Source organism: Streptomyces sp. NPDC051636, assembly GCF_044453765.1.
Classification (GTDB): Bacteria; Actinomycetota; Actinomycetes; order Streptomycetales; family Streptomycetaceae; genus Streptomyces.
Map to the genome: position 1 here is coordinate 177,354 of NZ_JBITDA010000014.1, position 16,422 is coordinate 193,775.

The following is a 16,422-nucleotide window of genomic DNA, read 5'->3' on the forward strand; positions in this document are numbered from 1 at the left end:
GCCGCCCGTGGATGTCCGGCAGGTGGACCGGGGCCGGAACGCCGACGGCCGCTTCGCCGTCTACCACCCCGAGCCCCCCTTACTGGCTCCTCCACCTGGTGGAGACCGGCATTGTCTTCACCTGGCTGCCGCCGCGACCACGGCGGCCCACCGGGTGCCGCGCCGGCGCACCGCCCGGGCGGAGGCGGGTGACGGGCCGGCGGTCCCGTACGTCCTTCCACGGGGGGAGAGACGTACGGGACCGTCACTTTCGCCGCCACCCCACCGCCACGGAACTCCGCGAGCCGCCCCCCGATATCCCGCACGTCATGTCTCCGTAACCATCGATTCAGACGACCTTGCGACGCTCGGCCAATGAAGCCCGTCGTGCCAGAGCCTTCGCCGCCCCCCGAGGGGCCCGCGGGGAACGGGGCCGTGACGCTCCCGCCCGCACGTTCCGACGCGCCCGTCTCGCTCGTGGCGCGGAACAATGGGGTCATGAGCCAGCCACACACCCAGGCAGAGGTCCAGCACGTCCAGCCCTCCGTGGGCTCCATAGCCGCGCACCGCCCGCACACCGTGGCCGCCGTGGTCTCCGACCTGGAACCCGACATCGATGCCGACCTCGACGCGTACGAGGAGTCGCAGGTTGACGGGGTCCAGCTGCCGCAGGGTCGTTTCCTCGACCGGGAGCGCAGCTGGCTCGCGTTCAACGAGCGGGTCCTGGAGCTCGCCGAGGACCCGAACACGCCCCTGCTCGAGCGGGCGAACTTCCTGGCGATCTTCGCCAGCAACCTGGACGAGTTCTTCATGGTCCGGGTGGCCGGCCTGAAGCGCCGTATCGCGACGGGTGTCGCCACGCGCTCGGCCTCCGGTCTCCAGCCCCGCGAGGTGCTGGAGATGATCTGGGCCCGCTCCCGCGAGCTGATGGCCCGGCACGCCGCCTGCTACCACGAGGACGTCGCCCCCGCCCTCGCGGAGGAGGGCATCCACCTGGTCCGCTGGAGCGAGCTGACCGAGAAGGAGCAGGCGCGGCTCTTCACGCTCTTCCGGCACCAGATATTCCCGGTCCTGACCCCTCTCGCGGTCGACCCGGCGCACCCCTTCCCGTACATCTCCGGCCTGTCCCTGAACCTGGCCGTGGTGGTACGCAACCCGGTCAGCGGCCACAAGCACTTCGCCCGCGTGAAGGTGCCGCCGCTGCTGTCCCGCTTCCTGGAAACCACCCCGGGCCGGTACGTCCCCATCGAGGACGTCATCGCCGCCCACCTGGAAGAGCTGTTCCCGGGCATGGAGGTCCTGGAGCACCACGCCTTCCGGCTCACCCGCAACGAGGACCTGGAGGTCGAGGAGGACGACGCCGAGAACCTTCTCCAGGCCCTGGAGAAGGAGCTCATGCGGCGCCGCTTCGGGCCGCCGGTGCGGCTCGAGGTGGAGGAGTCCATCGACCGCGAGGTGCTCGACCTGCTGGTGCGCGAGCTGAAGATCAGCGAGGCCGAGGTGTACCCGCTGCCGGGCCCCCTGGACCTCACCGGCCTCTTCCGCATCCACAGCCTCGACCGGCCCGAGCTGAAGTACCCGAAGTTCGTCGCGGGCACCCACCGGGACCTGGCGGAGGTGGAGTCCGCCTCGGCACCGGACATCTTCGCCGCCCTGCGCAGCCGGGACGTGCTCCTGCACCACCCCTACGACAGCTTCTCCACCTCCGTGCAGGCCTTCCTGGAACAGGCGGCGGCCGACCCGGACGTCCTCGCGATCAAGCAGACCCTGTACCGGACGTCCGGCGACTCCCCGATAGTCGACGCGCTCATCGACGCCGCCGAGTCCGGCAAGCAGGTCCTGGTCCTGGTGGAGATCAAGGCCCGCTTCGACGAGCACGCCAACATCAAGTGGGCACGCAAGCTGGAGGAGGCCGGCTGCCACGTCGTGTACGGCCTGGTCGGTCTGAAAACCCACTGCAAGCTGTCCCTGGTGGTCCGCCAGGAGGGCGAGACGCTCCGCCGCTACAGCCACGTCGGCACCGGCAACTACCACCCGAAGACGGCCCGGCTGTACGAGGACCTCGGCCTGCTCACCGCCGACCCGCAGGTCGGCGCGGACCTCTCCGACCTGTTCAACCGCCTCTCCGGCTACTCGCGCCGCGAGACCTACCGCCGCCTGCTGGTCGCCCCCAAGTCCCTGCGCGACGGCCTGGTCTCACGGGTCGACAAGGAGGTCCAGCACCACCGTGCCGGACGTCCCGCGTTCGTCCGCATCAAGGTCAACTCCATGGTGGACGAGGCGGTCATCGACGCCTGCTACCGCGCGTCCCAGGCAGGCGTGCCGGTGGACGTGTGGGTGCGCGGCATCTGTGCGCTGCGCCCCGGCGTGCCGGGCCTGTCGGAGAACATCCGCGTCCGCTCCATCCTCGGCCGCTTCCTCGAACACTCGCGCGTGTTCACCTTCGGCAACGGCGGCGAGCCCGAGGTGTGGATCGGCAGCGCCGACATGATGCACCGCAACCTCGACCGCCGGATAGAGGCCCTCGTCCGGGTCACCGACCCGGCCCACCGGGCGGCCCTCAACCGGCTGCTCGACACCGGCATGTCCGACACCACCGCCTCCTGGCACCTGGCTCCGGACGGCGAGTGGACGCGGCACGCGACCGACGGGGACGGCCAGCCCCTGCGCAACGTCCAGGAGATGCTCATAGACGCCCGGAGGCGCCGGCGTGGCACAGCAACACCCTGACCCGACGGACCCCACGGCCGGGGTGGTGACCGGGGACGCCCTCGCGGGCTACCTGCGCACCCAGGCCACGGAGTTCCTCCGCGCCCTGCGACTGCACCGGGAGACCGGCGGCGGCGGGTCGAACGGCGTGGAGGAGTCCGTCGACGCGGCACGCGCCCTGCGCCGCTCGGCCCGCCGCATCAGCGGCAGCCTGCACACCTTCCGCCCCCTGCTCGACACCACCTGGTCGGAGGAGATCCGGCCCGAACTCGCCTGGCTGTCGGGCACGTTGGCCCTGGAGCACGCGTACGAGGCGCGGCTGGAGCGGTTGTTGGTGGCGCTGCACCGGTTGTCGGGGTCGACGGCGGTGCCCGCGCAGGCGGTCGGCGCGGCCGTGGGCGGTCACCCCTCCCCCGGTGCCTCGCCGGAGCGCGGCAACCTCACGGTGGGCGCGGCGAAGGCAGGTGCCCTGCTCGACCGCCAGCTCACCCTCGCCCGGACCCGCGCCCACTCCACCGCCCTGCAGGCCCTGGGCTCCTCCCGCTTCCACGCCGTCGCGGACAAGGTCGCCTTACTGGCCAGCGAGGTCCCCCTCACCCCCACCGCCGCCACCACCGACCTGCACCCCCTGGCGTCCGCCGCCGAGGAACGCCTCACCGACGCGATCGCCGCGCTCCCCCTGGTCACCGCGGGCCACCCCTACAACGCGGAGGCCCTGGTCCACGGCCTGTCCCCGGACCCGTCCCCCCACCCCCAGGACGGCCCCTGGCACCAGGTCCGGCTGCTGCTGCGCCTGCACCGCTACGCCCGCGAGGTGCTGCACGGCACCGAAGCCCCCGTCGACCTGCGCCTGCTGACGGCCGGCCAGGCCCTGAACCGGCACCGGGACGCCTCGGAGGCCGCCGCCGCCGCGGCGCAGGCGGCCCGCACCCCGCGCATCGCCCCGGCGACGGCGTACGCCCTCGGCGTGCTCCACGCCGACCAGCGTCACGAGGTGGAGGCGGCGCGGTTCGCGTTCGAGCAGTGCTGGCAGAAGCAGACGGTCGCTGCCCCTTGACCACCAACCCCTTGACCAGGAGGCGGTGAGGCACCGGTGACGACCGCGAAGGACAGCCCCGTCCAGGCGGCGGGCTGCGTTCTGTGGCGCCGCTCACCGGTGGACGGCGGCCTGGAGGTCTGCCTCGTCCACCGGCCGAAGTACGACGACTGGTCCCACCCCAAGGGCAAGCTCAGGCGCGGCGAGGAGGCACTGGCGGGCGCCCTGCGCGAGGTGGCGGAGGAGACCGGGTACACCGCCGAACCCGGCTCCGAGCTGCTCACGGTGTGCTACTACGCCCACGACCGCCCCAAAGAGGTCCGTTACTGGGCGGCCGAGGCCGTCGCGGGCGGCTTCACCCCGAACGACGAGGTGGACCGCATCCTGTGGCTGCCCCCCGCCGCGGCCCGCGCCCGCCTGACCCAGCCCGGCGACCGGGAGCTCGTCGACGCCCTGGTCGGCGACTCTCCGTTGTGAGCCCGTCAGCCCGCCGTCGCATGCCCCTCCGCGTCCGCTCTCGCCTGGCTGCGGGCCCGGCGGGCGGGGCCGCGCCAGCCGCAGGAGCAGCGGGCCACGCAGAAGCGGCCCTGTTCACTCGTCGTCGTGAGGTGTTCCTGCCCGTGCCGGGCCCGCTCCGGGCCGTCCTGGTGCGCCACGGTGACAAAGTTACCCACTCGAAGTAAAGGGCTCGTCCGGCCCTGTCCAAGCTCCGGCCGCGCGTGACGGCGGCCCCCTACTCGTCGTTAACCGGAACGACAGGGGGCCCGTGACGGACGTACCGGCTGGGGGTAGGCAGGCGATGGATCGGCGGCAGCGCAGGCGGGCGGGCGGGACGGCCGGCACGGTGGGGTTCGCGGTGGGGATCGCGGCCTGTCTGGGGCTCGGGGCCATGGGCTGTTCCTTCAACGGTGCCGCCGCCGAGGACGCGCGCGACGCGGGCGACCCGGTCACCACGCTGCGCCGCGCCGCCGACACACTGCGGGAGGCGGGCAGTTCCAAGGCCACCACGTCGATGGAGATGGCCACCGGCGGCACCCGGGTCACCATCCGCGGCAAGGGCGTCTACGACTACCGCAGACAGCTCGGCCGGCTCACCGTGCAGCTGCCGCAGGACCCGGCCGGCCACACCGGGCACCGCCCGATCACCGAACTCCTCGCGCCGGGCGCCCTGTTCATGAAGAACCGCGGCGCCGGGGTGCCCGCCGGCAAATGGGTCCGGGTGGACACCGCGACCCTCTCCGACGGCAACCTGGTCACGGGCGGGGCGACGGACCCGTACGCCGCCGCGGAACTGCTGCGCGGGACGCGGAGGGCGACGTACGTGGGGCGGACCGAGGTCGGCGGGATCGGGGTGCGGCACTTCCGAGGCACCGCCGACCTGGTCAGGGCGGCGCGCAGCGCCTCGGCGGGCAACCGGGAGGCGCTGGCGGCGGCGAAAGGGTTCGCCAGGACCGAGGTCCCGTTCGACGCCTACCTCGACGACGAGGGGCGCATCCGCAAGCTCCGGCAGCGCTTCTCATTCGTCAACGGCCGGCAGAAGGCCTCCGTGGCGGTCACCTCGACGACCCTGCTGTACGACTTCGGGGCCCCGGCGGACGTACGGCTGCCGCTGTCGAAGGACATCTACGCGGGCCGGATCGCCGAGAACCAGCCATCCGACGAACCGAACGGCGAAGGGGAGCACTAGTCAGCGCGGCGGTCCGTGAACTAGCCCGTCCGTGCCATGCGCGGTGTGTAGAGCGCTGCCTACTCTAGGAAGCCGGTACGGCAGACAAGTACGGCAGGGAAGAGGTGACGCACGTGGCTCCGGTCGGCGGTACGGCAGTTCAGGACCACGTGGCCCTCGCCGAGATCGAGCTGTGCGGAGAGCTGATCATCGCGGCGTCGGCCACCGAGGACCGGCTCAGTCTGGAGAGCATCGACGAGGTGCTGCGCGTCGGCGAGGAACGGAACGCGACCGACGGCTGACCTGTGGGGCTTGCGCCGGGGGGTCGGCCTCGGCCTCAGGTGCGCAGCAGGCGCCCGATCGCCTTCGTGGCCTCCTCCACCTTCGCGTCGATCTCCGCCCCGCCCCTGACGGCCGCGTCCGCGACGCAGTGACGCAGGTGCTCCTCCAGGAGCTGCAGCGCGAAGGACTGCAGGGCCTTGGTGGAGGCGGACACCTGCGTGAGTATGTCGATGCAGTAGGTGTCCTCTTCGACCATGCGCTGCAGGCCACGGATCTGGCCCTCGATCCGGCGCAGCCGCTTGAGGTGCTCGTCCTTCTGCTTGTGGTACCCGTGCGTGGTGCCGTCGGAGGGCGCCGTGGCACCGGCCTCGGTCGTCGTCATCGCGTCCTCCCGCTCCGGACACAGCCCCGGACAGATACCCCTGGAGGGTATATTGTAACCAACTTTGCTGGGTAGAGGGGTCTTGGTACGCCCCGGTGATGATCATTCTGTTTGATGGGCGACACTGGGGGACGGCCCATTAGCCGTGGCCGGATGATGCGCCTAGCATCAGCCTGACCGAAACCGAAGCACCCCGAGGACCCCAAGTGCGCTTTCGTCTGACCCCCAGGGAGACGAGCTTCTACGACATGTTCGCCGCTTCCGCGGACAACATCGTCACCGGCTCGAAACTCCTGATGGAACTGCTCGGAGCGGACCCCTCCGCCCGGGCCGAGATCGCAGAGCGTATGCGGGCCGCGGAACACGCAGGTGACGACGCCACGCACGCGATCTTCCACCAGTTGAACTCCTCGTTCATCACGCCCTTCGACCGCGAGGACATCTACTCCCTCGCGTCGTCCCTCGACGACATCATGGACTTCATGGAGGAGGCCGTCGACCTGGTCGTCCTCTACAACGTCGAGGAACTGCCCAAGGGCGTCGATCAGCAGATCGAGGTCCTGGCGCGGGCCGCCGAGCTGACGGCGGAGGCCATGCCGAACCTCCGCACCATGGACAACCTCACCGAGTACTGGATCGAGGTCAACCGCCTGGAGAACCAGGCTGACCAGATCCACCGCAAGCTGCTCGCCCACCTGTTCAACGGCAAGTACGAAGCCATCGAGGTGCTGAAGCTGAAGCAGATCGTGGACGTGCTGGAGGAAGCGGCGGACGCGTTCGAGCACGTGGCGAACACGGTGGAGACCATCGCGGTCAAGGAGTCCTGACCCCTCCATGGACACCTTCGCTCTGGTCGTGACCGTCGCGGTCGCGCTCTTCTTCACGTACACGAACGGCTTCCACGACTCGGCGAACGCGATCGCGACCTCCGTGTCGACGCGCGCGCTGACGCCCCGGGCCGCTCTGGCGATGGCCGCGGTGATGAATCTGGCGGGTGCGTTCCTCGGCTCGGGAGTCGCCAAGACCGTCAGTGAGGGCCTGATCGAGACACCCGCGGGCTCGCAGGGGATGGGCATCCTCTTCGCCGCACTGTTCGGCGCGATCGTCTGGAACCTGGTCACCTGGTACTTCGGCCTGCCCTCATCCTCCTCGCACGCACTGTTCGGCGGCCTGGTGGGAGCGGCCCTCGCGGGCGGCACGGCCGTGCACTGGAACGGCGTCGTCGACAAGGTCATCATCCCGATGTTCCTGTCGCCGGTGGTCGGCCTGATCGTCGGCTACCTCGTCATGACGGCGATCATGTGGCTGTTCCGGCGGGCCAATCCGCACAAGACCAAGCGCGGCTTCCGCATAGCGCAGACGGTGTCGGCGGCCGGCATGGCCCTCGGCCACGGTCTCCAGGACGCGCAGAAGACCATGGGCGTCGTGGTGATGGCCCTGGTCATCTCCGGACACGAGACGTACGGCGACCCGATCCCGGTCTGGGTGAAGATCGTCTGCGCCCTGATGCTGTCGCTGGGCACCTACGCCGGCGGCTGGCGCATCATGCGGACGCTGGGCCGGAAGATCATCGAACTGGATCCGCCGCAGGGTTTCGCGGCCGAGACCACCGGCGCGTCGATCATGTTCGTCACGGCGTTCTTCTTCAAGGCGCCGATCTCCACGACGCACGTGATCACCTCCGCGATCATGGGCGTCGGCGCCACCAAGCGGGTGAACGCGGTGCGGTGGGGCGTCGCCAAGAACATCGTCCTCGGCTGGTTCATCACGATGCCGGCGGCGGCGCTGGTGGCGGCGGGGGCGTTCGGGGTCGTGAGCCTGGCCTTCCTGTAGCGCACGACGATGGGCCCGCCCCCGGCATCCGGGGGCGGGCCCTTGCGTCCTCGCGGTGGCACCGCCATGCAGCACCGCGAGGGGCCCAACAAACGGAGGCCGGCTCAGCCGAAGCGGCCCGAGATGTAGTCCTCCGTGGCCTGAACCGACGGGTTGGAGAAGATCCGCTCCGTGTCGTCGATCTCGATGAGCTTGCCGGGCTGCCCGACCGCAGCGAGGTTGAAGAACGCCGTCCGGTCGGACACACGCGCCGCCTGCTGCATGTTGTGCGTCACGATGACGATCGTGAACCGTTCCTTCAGCTCGCCGATCAGGTCCTCGATGGCCAGCGTGGAGATCGGGTCCAGCGCGGAGCACGGCTCGTCCATCAGCAGAACCTTCGGCTCCACCGCGATCGCCCGCGCTATGCACAGCCGCTGCTGCTGACCACCGGACAGCCCCGAGCCGGGCTTGTTCAGCCGGTCCTTGACCTCGTTCCAGAGGTTCGCGCCCTTGAGCGACTTCTCCACGATGTCGCCGAGCTCGCTCTTCTTGTAGCTGCCGTTCAGCCGCAGCCCCGCCGCCACGTTGTCGAAGATCGACATCGTGGGGAAGGGGTTCGGCCGCTGGAACACCATGCCGACCTCGCGGCGCACCGACACCGGGTCGATCCCGGACCCGTACAGGTCCTCGTCGTCGAGCATCACCTTGCCCTCGACCCGCCCGCCGGGCGTGACCTCGTGCATACGGTTCAGCGTGCGCAGGAACGTCGACTTGCCGCACCCGGACGGCCCGATGAACGCCGTCACCGAGCGCGGCTCGACCGTCATCGAGATGTCTTCGATCGCCTTGTGGGATCCGTAGTAGGCGGTGAGCCCGCTCACGTCGATTCGCTTGGCCATGTCTGCTTCACTTCCGATACGTCTTTGATCAGTCGCCGATTGGCCGCGTCAGCGACCGGTCTTCGGTGCCTTCCAGCGGGCAATGCCCCGGGCCACCATGTTGAGGATCATCACGAAGGCGATCAGCGTGAGGGACGCCGCCCACGCACGGTCGTACGCCGCGTTGGCACCCGCGCTCTGCGAGTACTGCTGGTAGATGTACAGCGGCAGCGACGCCTGCGCGCCCTCGAAGGGGTTGTTGTTGATGAACGGGTTGCCGAACACCAGTAGCAGCACCGGCGCGGTCTCACCCGCGATACGGGCGACGGCGAGCATGACGCCGGTGGTGATGCCGCCGATCGAGGTCGGCAGGACCACCTTCAGGATGGTGCGCCACTTCGGCACACCCAGCGCCAGGGACGCCTCGCGCAGCTCGTTCGGTACGAGCTTGAGCATCTCCTCGGTGGACCGGACCACCACGGGCATCATCAGGATGGCCAGGGCCAGCGAACCGGCGAAGCCGAAGGGCTGCATGTCGAAGATCAGCATCAGGCTGAGGATGAACAGACCCGCGACGATCGACGGGATACCGGTCATCACGTCGACGAAGAAGGTGACGGACTTGGCGAGCCTGCCGCGCCCGTACTCCACCAGGTAGATCGCGGTGAGAATGCCGATCGGCGCACCGATCAGGGTGGCGAGGCCGACCTGCTCCAGGCTGCCGATGATGGCGGCGTAGATACCGCCGCCCGGCTCGGAGTCGGCGACGACACCCATGGAGTGGGTCAGGAAGTAGACGTCGAGAACCTTCACGCCGCGCGCCACGGTCACCCAGATCAGGGAGACCAGCGGGATCACGGCGATCAGGAAGGCGACCCAGACGAGCGAGGTGGCGATGCGGTCCTTGGCCTGGCGTCGGCCCTCGACACGGGCCGCGATGCCGTACGTACCCAGCACGAAGAGGATGGCGGCGATCAGGCCCCACTGGACCTTGCTGTTCAGGCCGGCGCCGACGCCGATGGCGACCGCGACGGCGATCGAACCGGCGGCGATGGCCCACGGGGACCACTTCGGGAGGCTGGCGCCGCGCAGCGTGCTGGGGCTCTTGCCGGCGAGGCTTGCGGTGCTCATGCGTTGGCCCCCGAGTACTCCTTGCGGCGGGCGATGATCCCGCGGGCCGCGCCGTTGACCAGCAGGGTGATGACGAACAGGACCAGACCGGAGGCGATCAGCGCGTCCCGGCCGTCCTGCGTCGCCTCGCTGAACTTGCTGGCGATGTTCTGGGCGAAGGTGCCGCCGCCCGGGTCGAGCAGGCTGGCCTGGATGTCGAAGCTCGGGGACAGGACGGTGGCGACGGCCATCGTCTCGCCGAGCGCGCGACCGAGGCCGAGCATCGAGGCCGAGATCACGCCGGAGCGGCCGAAGGGCAGCACCGACATGCGGACGACCTCCCAGCGCGTGGCGCCGAGGGCCAGCGCGGCCTCCTCGTGCATCTGCGGGACCTGGCGGAAGACCTCGCGGCTCACGTTCGTGATGATCGGCAGGATCATGATCGCGAGCAGGATGCCGACGGTGAGCATCGAGCGGGGGGCACCGCCCTGCCAGTCGAAGACGCCGGTCCAGCCGAGGTAGTCGTCGAGCCAGCCGTACAGGCCGGTCATGTGCGGTACGAGGATGAGCGCGCCCCACAGGCCGTACACGATGGACGGCACGGCGGCGAGCAGGTCGATCACGTACGCGACCGGGCCGGCCAGCCTGCGCGGCGCGTAGTGCGTGATGAACAGCGCGATGGCGACCGCGATCGGGACCGCGATGACCATGGCGACGATCGAGGAGACGACCGTGCCGAAGGCCAGTACCGCGATGCCGAAGACCGGCGGGTTGTGGCTGGTGTTCCACTCGAAGGTGGTCAGGAAGTTGCCGTGGTCCTTGCTGATCGCGAGGGAGGCCCGGTAGGTGAGGAAGGCCGCGATCGCGGCCATGATCACCAGCAGCAGGATACCCGAGCCGCGGGACAGGCCGAGGAAGATGCGGTCACCGGGGCGGGTCGCGCCGCGGGCGTTCCGCTTCTGCTCGACCACGGTCGGCCGGGGGGCGGGGAGAGGTGTGTCTGTCGTCTGCGTCGATATGTCCATCGGGTTCTCCGGTCTGCGGAGCCGCTTCGGTGGGCGGCTCGTGGAGCCGGACACGGGGTGCGGCTCCTGGCGGCGGTGCACCGGACGGTGCGGTCCGGCTCCTGGCGGAACCGGACCGCACACTCGGGTCAGCTCAGGCCCTCGATGGTGGTACGGACCTTGGCGATGATCTCGTCGGGAACGGGCGCGTAGTCGATGCCCGAAAGGAGCTTCTGGCCGTCCTCGCCGGCGATGTAGCGCAGGAAGGCCTTGGTGGCGGGCAGGGTGTCCGCCTTGTTGCCCTTGTCGCAGACGATCTCGTACGTGACCAGGGTGATCGGGTAGGCGCCCTCGGCCTTGGTCTTGTAGTCCAGCTGGAGCGACAGGTCCTTGCCGGTGCCGATGACCTTGGCGGCGGCGATGTCGGCGGTGGCGCTCTCGGTGCTGGGCGCGACCGGCTTGCTGGCGCCGGTGTCGATGGAGACGGCCTTGATGCCGTCCGAGACGTAGGACAGCTCGAAGTAGCCGATGGCGCCGGAGGTCTGCTTCACCTGCTGGGCCACACCCGCGGACTGCGGAGCGGACTGACCGCCCTTGGCCTGCCAGGCCTTGCCGCCGGAGTACTTCCAGTTGTCCGGCGCGGTGGCGATCAGGTACTTGGTGAAGTTGTCCGTGGTGCCGGACTCGTCCGAGCGGTGGAACGCCTGGATCTTGAGGTCGGGAAGCTTCGCGTCGGGGTTCAGCTTCTTGATCGCCTCGTCGTTCCAGTTGGTGATCTTGCTGTCGAAGATTTTGGCGAGCGTCGGCGCGTCCAGGACCAGGTTGTCCACACCCGGGACGTTGTAACCGACGGCGATCGGGCCGCCGACCATCGGCAGGTCGATGCCCTGGCCGCCGGAGCAGACCTTCTTGGAGGCGGTGACCTCTTCGGGCTTCAGCGCGGAGTCGGAACCGGCGAAGGCGACCTGGCCCTGCGTGAACGCGGTGACACCGGCGCCGGAGCCGCCGCCCTTGTAGTTGATCTGTACGTGGCAGGCCTGGGAGAAGTTCTTGACCCAGGCGTCGATCGCGTTCTTCTGCGCGGAGGAGCCGTCGGCGAGGAGCTGACCCTTGGCGTTGTCGCACTTGATCGAGCCGGCGCTCGTCGACGACGAAGAACCGTCGCTCGTCTTGTTGCCCGTGTCGTCGGAGCCGCACGCCGTCAGGGCCAGGGCGCCGGAGACGGCGACAGCACCGAGGGAAAGGGCGCGAAGCCGGTTCTTGCGCTGAAGCTTCACTTTTCGGGAGTTCCTTCCAGAAGCCGCCACCGTCGGCGGCGTGCGAAGTCGTTGTAGTGCCGGACCGCGCCGTCAAGGCCGCACTCCGCACCGGGTACGGCCGAAATTAGGCAGAACAGGTGAAGCCGCCGAAGGCCATAAGTGAACGAGGAGTGAACCCCTGCCGTCGGCCCGGTGAGGTCACGGAATGCTCACGGGGAGGGCACGTGACGGTTCCGAAGGCGGGTTACGTACCGTGGAACCTTTGGCCCTGGGCTTCCGTCTCGTTCCACGGGAGCCGACGAAAGGCACGTGCATGGAACGGCGCAGGTTCATCTCAGGCGGCGCGGCCGCGGTGGCGGCGGTCGCGGTGGCGGGGTGCAACGGAAAGGCCGGTACGGCCGCCGGATCCGCGACGAACACATCGGACGCGTCGACCAGGGCCCTTACGTCCACATCCTCGGGTACGCCCCTCAAGACCACCAGCGCGGCCACCGCCGCCAACTGGTCCGCCCTCGCCCGCGACCTGGACGGCACCCTGGTCCGCCCCGGCGAGGGCACCTGGAAGACCGCCCACCAGCTGTACAACACCCGCTTCGACGGCCTGAAACCGGCCGCGGTCGCCTACGTCGCCCATGCCGACGACATCCGGACGACGCTGGCGTACGCCCACGCCCACGACATACGCGTGGCGATACGCAACGGCGGCCACTCATACGCGGGCTGGTCCTCCGGCGACGGCCGCCTCATCGTCGACGTCTCCAAGCTGAACCGGATCCGGGTCAGCGGCCAGGAGGCGGTGGTCGGCGCCGGCTCCAAGCTGATCGACGTCTACCGCGCGCTGGCGGCCAAGGGCGTGACCATCCCCGCCGGTTCCTGCCCCACCGTGGGCGTCTCCGGCCTGGTCCTGGGCGGCGGCCACGGAGTCGTCTCCCGCGCGTACGGCCTGACCTGCGACAGCCTCACCCAGGCCACCCTGATCACCGCGGACGGCAAGCAACTCACGGCGAACGCGACGACCAACAAGGACCTCTTCTGGGCCCTGCGCGGCGCCGGCAACGGCAACTTCGGCGTCGTCACGGAGCTGCACTTCAAGACCCACCCGGCCCCCCAGGCCGTCACCGCGTACCTGACCTGGCCCTGGGCGAAGGCCGCCGCCGTGGTCAAGGCCTGGCAGGAGTGGGGCCCGACCCAGCCCGACGAGATCTGGTCGTCCCTGCACCTGGCCAACACGCCGGGCCACACCCCCACGATCTCCGTGGCCGCCTTCTCCCTGGGCACCTACGGCGAGCTCAAGAACGCCGTGGACCGCCTCGCCGACAAGGTGGGCGCGGGCGCCTCGAGCGTCTCCCTGCGCCGCCGGGGCTACGAGGAGGCGATGGAGATATACGCCGGCTGCTCCTCCTTCTCCACCTCCGCCCAGTGCCACCTCCCCGGCTCGACCCCGGGCCGCTCCCCGCAGGGCGCGCTGGGCCGCGAGACATACGCGGCCCGCTCCGACTTCTTCGACCACTCCCTCTCGGCGGCCGGCATCCAGAAGCTGCTAGCCCAGCTCAAGTCGGTCCGGGGCGGCTCCGGCAGCATCGCCCTCACCGCCCTCGGCGGCGCCGTCAACCGCGTCTCCCCCACCGCCACGGCCTTCGTCCACCGCCGCTCCCGGATGCTCGCCCAGTACATCGCCTCCTGGAGCGCGGGGGCCTCCGGCACCACGGCGCAGTCCTGGCTCACGTCGGCCCACAACGCGATGAAGCCGTACGCCTCCGGCGCGGCCTACCAGAACTACACCGACCCGACGCTGACGAACTGGCGGAAGGCGTACTACGGGGACGCGGCGGGACGGCTGGCACAGGTGAAGAGGCAGTACGACCCGGAGCGGTTCTTCAGCTATCCGCAGGGGGTGTAGGGCCCGAGAGGGACGGAGGGGCGGGTGAACCTACGCGGCGAGATCCCGCTCCTCCGACGCCACAGACTTCCGCGCCCCCGCAACCAGCGCATCCTCAGCCTCGCCCCCGGATGACCGGCGCCGAACAACCCACCCCACCCGAGGCGACCGCCCCACAGCCTTCAGCACCGGGGTGAGCAAGGCCATCGCCACCGGCGACAGCAGCAACGCCACGGCGGTCCCGAGCGCGAACCCCCCGACCACGTCGGTCGGATAGTGCACGCCCATGTACACCCGGCAGAACCCTTCGAGCAACGCCAGCCCGATCCCGAGAACCCCGAACTTCCGGTTCGCGACGAACAACCCGACCCCCATCGCCATGGTCAGGGTCGCGTGATCACTCACGAACGAGTAGTCGTTCTTCCCGGAGACGAGGACATCCAGCTCGTGATGATCGACGAAGGGCCGGGGCCGCTCCACGAACCCCCGGATGGGCACGTTCACCAACACGGCGATCCCGGCGGCCAACGGCGCCCACACCAGCGCGGCGACGGACGAAGCCGCCTCGTCCCCACTCGCGGCACGCCTCCGCACGGACCACCAGCACCACACCACCACCAGCACCATGGCGAGCAGCAGCCCGTACTCACCCACGAACTCCATCACCCGGTCGAACCACCCGGGTGCGTCCTTCGCCAGTCCGTTGATGTCGTACAGCAGGTCGACGTCGGGGTTCGATCCGGATTCGGCGAGTACAGCCATGGTGCTGCGGCCCCTTCGTCGTTCTCCGGGCGCACCTCGCGTGCGCCGCTCCTACCCACCCCTGTGGTACGTAGATCCGCTTCCGCTGCACTGACGTCCGCTCGGCTACGTCAACAGGAACGCACGTCCCCCGTCACTACGTTCCACTCTCCACCGAATGATCACGCAGACGTTATCGAAGAGAGACTCATCGCCGCAGCTCAGGGGGTGGGTTCACACTGGGTTCACACCGTCGTGGGGAGCGCTTTCGCGCCATCTTCGGTTACCCGGGTGGCTCCGAAGTAGTCAGGAGTGTCGATCGGGTCGAACCGGATGACAGCCCCCGGTTTCGGCGCGTCGATCATATAACCGCCCCCCACGTAAATCCCCACATGCCGGATGGCCCGCGAGTCGCTGAGGTCGTCCGAGAAGAACACCAGATCGCCCGGCAGCAGTTCCTCCCGCCTCGGGTGCGGCCCCGCGTTGTACTGATCGTTGGCCACGCGGGGAAGGGTGACCCCCACACTCTCGTACGCGGCCTTGGTCAGCCCGGAGCAGTCGAACCGTCCGCCCTGGTCAGCGGTGCCGTTGCCGCCCCACAGGTAGGGCGTGCCGAGCTTCTTCTGCGCGTACGCGATGGCAACGGCGGCCTGCCTGCTGGGGTCCACACGGGTGACGGGCGCGGCGAAGCTCTTCTCCAGCGTGGTGATCGTCTTCACGTAGTTCCGGGTCTCCGAGTACGGCGGCACGCCCCCGTACTTGATGACCGCGTCCGCGCCCGCGTTGTAGGCGGCGAGCATGTTCTCGGTAGCGTTCCCCGGGACGGTCTTCACGTACGAGGCGAGCTGGCAGTCGTACGAAGCGGCCGACGGAATCGCGTCATTCGGGTCCCACACGTCCCGGTCCCCGTCGCCGTCCCCGTCGATCCCGTGCGTGGCCCAGGTCCCCGGGATGAATTGCGCTATCCCCTCCGCCTTCGCCGGGCTCTTGGCATTCGGGTTGAATCCGCTCTCCTGGTACAACTGGGCGCCCAGCAGTGCCGGGTTGAGGGCAGGACACAGATTGCCCCACTTCTGTACGAGGGTCTGGTACGCGGCGGGCACGGACCCCTTGGCCAGCGCGACGGCCCCTCCGCCCACCCCGTTGACGAGGTTCCCGGCGACGACGTAAACCCCCACGACAAGCAGCATCACAAAGCTCAGACCGAGCCCGACGGCGACACCACCAGCCACCCAAACTTTTCGCACGGCTCAACCCTCCCCCATCCGCGCCTCGTTCAAGTCCGCTTCCGCCTCGCGCCGACCGAGTCAGCCGGCATTTCGGCCGATTCACGCCACCGAAATGGTCAGGGTACGGGAAGGGGGCGGCAGCGTCGGTGACCTGACCGGACATCAGCGGGCACTTCCCTCTTTGCGGGGGAGGGGGTTACCCCTGGGCGGGTTACCAGTGACCGTGGGGGCCGCCCGCTTCCTGGTCATTGTCGTGCTTCCACGGCCCGCCTCAAGGGCGCTTCGCGTCGCCTTCGGCGATGGCCCTTCGGGCCACCCTTGACCCGGGCCGCTCCAGCACGGGGAAGAAGCGAGCGAACGGCCCAGGAAAAGCGGGGGCCGAGGCAGGCCTTCCCTTGCGTGGGCTGCGTCCCCGGCCAGGGTGCGGGGGCGCGGTCGCGCCTCGCCAGCACG

At 69.6% G+C, this 16,422-nt stretch carries 16 protein-coding genes; 8 read left to right on the top strand and 8 right to left on the bottom strand.

The features are described 5' to 3' along the window. The first annotated feature begins 354 nt into the window (after positions 1-354). The 3 genes from ACIBBH_RS24575 to ACIBBH_RS24585 are packed head-to-tail and all read left to right on the top strand — an operon-like array spanning position 355 to position 4,201. Positions 355-2,709, top strand: a complete 2,355-nt coding sequence (locus tag ACIBBH_RS24575) for an RNA degradosome polyphosphate kinase (protein ID WP_399407960.1) — start codon at positions 355-357, stop codon at positions 2,707-2,709. Beyond that, positions 2,690-3,745, top strand: a complete 1,056-nt coding sequence (locus tag ACIBBH_RS24580; RefSeq protein ID WP_399407962.1) for a CHAD domain-containing protein — start codon at positions 2,690-2,692, stop codon at positions 3,743-3,745. Before ACIBBH_RS24575 ends, ACIBBH_RS24580 begins: the two co-directional genes overlap by 20 nt. A 36-nt stretch (positions 3,746-3,781) precedes the next feature. Then, entirely contained in the window at positions 3,782-4,201 is a 420-nt protein-coding gene (locus ACIBBH_RS24585) for an NUDIX hydrolase (protein ID WP_399407964.1), read from the top strand. 5 nt (positions 4,202-4,206) lie between these two features. Here the strand turns inward: ACIBBH_RS24585 and ACIBBH_RS24590 are convergent, their stop codons facing one another. Next, positions 4,207-4,380, bottom strand: coding sequence for a hypothetical protein (locus tag ACIBBH_RS24590; RefSeq protein ID WP_399407966.1), 174 nt, complete (start codon positions 4,378-4,380; stop codon positions 4,207-4,209). A gap of 143 nt (positions 4,381-4,523) precedes the next feature. Between ACIBBH_RS24590 and ACIBBH_RS24595 the strand changes: the two genes are divergently transcribed. Further along, positions 4,524-5,411, top strand: a complete 888-nt coding sequence (locus ACIBBH_RS24595; RefSeq protein WP_399407968.1) for a hypothetical protein — start codon at positions 4,524-4,526, stop codon at positions 5,409-5,411. A 113-nt stretch (positions 5,412-5,524) separates the two neighbouring features. Further along, positions 5,525-5,692, top strand: coding sequence for a hypothetical protein (locus ACIBBH_RS24600; RefSeq protein ID WP_399407999.1), 168 nt, complete (start codon positions 5,525-5,527; stop codon positions 5,690-5,692). Positions 5,693-5,727: 35 nt separating this feature from the next. Here the strand turns inward: ACIBBH_RS24600 and ACIBBH_RS24605 are convergent, their stop codons facing one another. After that, complete coding sequence (locus ACIBBH_RS24605) at positions 5,728-6,054, bottom strand: metal-sensitive transcriptional regulator (RefSeq protein WP_399407970.1); 327 nt, start codon at positions 6,052-6,054, stop codon at positions 5,728-5,730. Between the two features lie 206 nt (positions 6,055-6,260). On the opposite strand from ACIBBH_RS24605, the gene ACIBBH_RS24610 reads away from it, so the two are divergent. After that, positions 6,261-6,881 carry a DUF47 domain-containing protein gene (locus tag ACIBBH_RS24610; protein WP_399407972.1) on the top strand — a complete coding sequence of 207 codons (621 nt, stop codon included), beginning with the start codon at positions 6,261-6,263 and terminating at the stop codon, positions 6,879-6,881. A gap of 7 nt (positions 6,882-6,888) precedes the next feature. Next, entirely contained in the window at positions 6,889-7,887 is a 999-nt protein-coding gene (locus tag ACIBBH_RS24615; RefSeq protein ID WP_399407974.1) for an anion permease, read from the top strand. Positions 7,888-7,991: 104 nt separating this feature from the next. Here the strand turns inward: ACIBBH_RS24615 and pstB are convergent, their stop codons facing one another. The 4 genes from pstB to pstS form a co-directional block, all read right to left on the bottom strand. Beyond that, positions 7,992-8,768 carry a phosphate ABC transporter ATP-binding protein PstB gene (pstB, locus tag ACIBBH_RS24620; RefSeq protein ID WP_399407975.1) on the bottom strand — a complete coding sequence of 259 codons (777 nt, stop codon included), beginning with the start codon at positions 8,766-8,768 and terminating at the stop codon, positions 7,992-7,994. Between the two features lie 48 nt (positions 8,769-8,816). Continuing rightward, positions 8,817-9,878 (bottom strand): phosphate ABC transporter permease PstA, encoded by a 1,062-nt coding sequence (pstA, locus tag ACIBBH_RS24625; protein WP_399407977.1) that lies wholly within the window; start codon positions 9,876-9,878, stop codon positions 8,817-8,819. Further along, positions 9,875-10,882 carry a phosphate ABC transporter permease subunit PstC gene (gene pstC / locus ACIBBH_RS24630; protein ID WP_399407979.1) on the bottom strand — a complete coding sequence of 336 codons (1,008 nt, stop codon included), beginning with the start codon at positions 10,880-10,882 and terminating at the stop codon, positions 9,875-9,877. The genes pstA and pstC overlap by 4 nt, the downstream gene beginning before the upstream one ends. Before the next feature lie 128 nt (positions 10,883-11,010). After that, positions 11,011-12,138, bottom strand: a complete 1,128-nt coding sequence (gene pstS, locus ACIBBH_RS24635; RefSeq protein WP_399407981.1) for a phosphate ABC transporter substrate-binding protein PstS — start codon at positions 12,136-12,138, stop codon at positions 11,011-11,013. A gap of 295 nt (positions 12,139-12,433) precedes the next feature. On the opposite strand from pstS, the gene ACIBBH_RS24640 reads away from it, so the two are divergent. Next, a complete protein-coding gene (locus ACIBBH_RS24640; protein WP_399407983.1) occupies positions 12,434-14,020 on the top strand; it encodes an FAD-binding oxidoreductase in 1,587 nt (528 codons plus the stop codon). A 30-nt stretch (positions 14,021-14,050) separates the two neighbouring features. Here ACIBBH_RS24640 and ACIBBH_RS24645 read toward each other — a convergent pair whose 3' ends face one another. Together ACIBBH_RS24645 and ACIBBH_RS24650 are read right to left on the bottom strand one after the other, a co-directional pair. Beyond that, entirely contained in the window at positions 14,051-14,761 is a 711-nt protein-coding gene (locus ACIBBH_RS24645; protein ID WP_399407985.1) for a phosphatase PAP2 family protein, read from the bottom strand. A gap of 224 nt (positions 14,762-14,985) precedes the next feature. Then, on the bottom strand, positions 14,986-15,930 hold the full coding sequence (locus tag ACIBBH_RS24650; protein ID WP_399407995.1) for an NlpC/P60 family protein: 945 nt from the start codon (positions 15,928-15,930) through the stop codon (positions 14,986-14,988). Positions 15,931-16,422 lie beyond the last annotated feature (492 nt).

What these genes read in the sequence shown, in the direction of transcription:
- ACIBBH_RS24575 (WP_399407960.1), top strand. Translation starts at nt 355, where the DNA reads ATGAAGCCCGTCGTGCCAGAGCCTTCGCCGCCCCCCGAGGGGCCCGCG.
- ACIBBH_RS24595 (WP_399407968.1), top strand. Translation starts at nt 4,524, where the DNA reads ATGGATCGGCGGCAGCGCAGGCGGGCGGGCGGGACGGCCGGCACGGTG.
- ACIBBH_RS24605 (WP_399407970.1), bottom strand. Translation starts at nt 6,054, where the DNA reads ATGACGACGACCGAGGCCGGTGCCACGGCGCCCTCCGACGGCACCACG.
- ACIBBH_RS24615 (WP_399407974.1), top strand. Translation starts at nt 6,889, where the DNA reads ATGGACACCTTCGCTCTGGTCGTGACCGTCGCGGTCGCGCTCTTCTTC.
- pstB (WP_399407975.1), bottom strand. Translation starts at nt 8,768, where the DNA reads ATGGCCAAGCGAATCGACGTGAGCGGGCTCACCGCCTACTACGGATCC.
- pstA (WP_399407977.1), bottom strand. Translation starts at nt 9,878, where the DNA reads ATGAGCACCGCAAGCCTCGCCGGCAAGAGCCCCAGCACGCTGCGCGGC.
- pstC (WP_399407979.1), bottom strand. Translation starts at nt 10,882, where the DNA reads ATGGACATATCGACGCAGACGACAGACACACCTCTCCCCGCCCCCCGG.
- ACIBBH_RS24640 (WP_399407983.1), top strand. Translation starts at nt 12,434, where the DNA reads ATGGAACGGCGCAGGTTCATCTCAGGCGGCGCGGCCGCGGTGGCGGCG.
- ACIBBH_RS24645 (WP_399407985.1), bottom strand. Translation starts at nt 14,761, where the DNA reads ATGGCTGTACTCGCCGAATCCGGATCGAACCCCGACGTCGACCTGCTG.
- ACIBBH_RS24650 (WP_399407995.1), bottom strand. Translation starts at nt 15,930, where the DNA reads ATGCTGCTTGTCGTGGGGGTTTACGTCGTCGCCGGGAACCTCGTCAAC.